This window comes from Methylobacterium sp. D54C, from assembly GCF_053345595.1.
This window is the reverse complement of record NZ_JBKFAK010000115.1, coordinates 1-456: the sequence shown is the minus strand read 5'-3', so window position 1 is coordinate 456 and position 456 is coordinate 1. Positions and strand designations below refer to the sequence as shown.

The following is a 456-nucleotide window of genomic DNA, read 5'->3' as shown; positions in this document are numbered from 1 at the left end:
CGGCGCGTGCGCGACCTCGAACGTCTGCTCGGGCGCAAGACCATGGAGGTCGAGATCCTGAAGGAGGCGCTCGACCTCGCCCGCACAAAAAAACCGACCTCGCCGCTCAGCTCCTGGGGCGGTTCGACGGGCGGTTCGCGGTGAAGGCGGTCGCCGACACGCTCGGCGTGGCCCGCTCCCACCTGGCCGAGCGCCTGAGCCGCCCCGCCCAGCCGCGCGGTCCCTACCGCAAGCCTGAGGATGCGCAGCTGCTGCCGACGATCCGCGCGATCGTCGATGCCCGCCCGAGCTACGGCTATCGCCGCGTCACCGCACTGGTGAACCGGGCCCTGCACTCGCGCGGCGAAGCGAGCGTCAATGCCAAGCGGGTGCTGCGCATCCTGCGGGCGAACGGGCTCACCCTCGCGCCGCACACCGCCCGGCGGCCCGGCCGCACCCACGACGGCACCGTGGTGG

General features: G+C 73.2%; 1 pseudogene. It reads left to right on the top strand.

Annotated elements, in window-relative coordinates:
• Window positions 1-456 (top strand): annotated as a pseudogene (locus ACLBYB_RS32765) (IS3 family transposase); the annotation flags it as partial.